Genomic DNA, 1,150 nt, shown 5'->3' with positions numbered 1-1,150 from the left:
TTTTTCCAACCATCTAAATCAACAAAACTGCTTTTTATCCAGTACCGCAAAAAACCTTAGGTATTTTACAAAAAATAAACCCAGTTTTTGCCAAAACAAAAAAATAGTGGCTATTACCAGCCATTTTCTCAAATTCCAAGCACAGGCAGCTATTAAAATATTAATCTCATCACCAACTTGCCCTTTGAGTAGGTTTCTAGAAAGTCTAAAATCCGATTTAAAGGGTAGCGTCCCCAATATCTCTATTAGCCAACAAACTTATGCCACAAGAGCACAAGCAAGGAGTGCTATATTTGAATATATTGAAGTGTTTTACAACAAGATTAGACGGCATTCAACGATTGATTATTGTTCGCCTAGTGATTATGAAAAGAAGTTTTATCAAGATAATATCCCTAACTTAATATTAAGCCTTTAGGGCTTAAGTTAGGGCTTGGAATAAATTCCAAGTTGGGGCTTTATCCCAAACCCCGAAAAAGATTATTGATATGGAAAAAAATGGGTGCAATTAGAATTTGGTGTCTAGTCAAATGGGGGGTCAAGGCGTCCTCTTTTATTCACTACCGCTTATAAATCTCTAATGCAACGAATGCTCATGCCATCGGCACGGTTACTGGGTGAATTGAACCCACACCTACTATGGATTCTAAAACTATTAGCCTTATTATTATTAGCAGCAGTACGAGTACGACTCCACAAGAAAAGGCTAGTTCCAACATTGCGATAAATGCCATCCGACGAACTTCGGATGCCAGGAGCTGGGAACTTGAGGAAGCTACTGAAGGCATCAGCAACACCAAAATTATTATTAGTGGTACCCAAAGTCTCTCTGTGTAGCTCATCGTTCGTTGGCACACTAAAGCCTACAGGGCAAATGTCATTACTACCGCCATCTTTCCAAGCGGCTACTCTAAGTGCGCCGTTATTATCAACTTTTGTCCAATCCGAAAATGTGGTAATAAATTTATCATCTGCAGTAATAGTTGATAACCTAGCAGTAGCTTTGCTTGAATTCAAAGATTGATGACCATCTTTTGCTCGTCCCCATTGATAGTGATCACCATAAGCAGCACTGTCATTACTTGAGGCAGCAACTTTTGTTGCGCCGAGATTTCTATCAAGCCAAACTCTGTGTGGTGGGTTAGGCGAG

Annotated in this window: 1 protein-coding gene and 1 pseudogene; one reads left to right on the top strand and one right to left on the bottom strand. The window is 39.4% G+C overall.

What is annotated here, in order from left to right; all coding sequences use genetic code 11:
* On the top strand, positions 1–418 hold a 418-nt coding region (locus BBROOKSOX_RS12390), incomplete at its 5' end, for an IS3 family transposase (protein ID WP_257607878.1).
* A 149-nt stretch (positions 419–567) separates the two neighbouring features.
* On the opposite strand, the pseudogene BBROOKSOX_RS11340 reads toward BBROOKSOX_RS12390, so the two are convergent.
* A pseudogene (locus BBROOKSOX_RS11340) lies at positions 568–1,150 on the bottom strand (fibrobacter succinogenes major paralogous domain-containing protein); the annotation flags it as partial.

It is taken from the genome of bacterium endosymbiont of Bathymodiolus sp. 5 South (genome assembly GCF_900128535.1).
Taxonomy (GTDB): domain Bacteria; phylum Pseudomonadota; class Gammaproteobacteria; order PS1; family Pseudothioglobaceae; genus Thiodubiliella.
The sequence above is the reverse complement of the archived record's forward strand: the minus strand, read 5'-3'. Positions and strand labels throughout refer to the sequence as shown.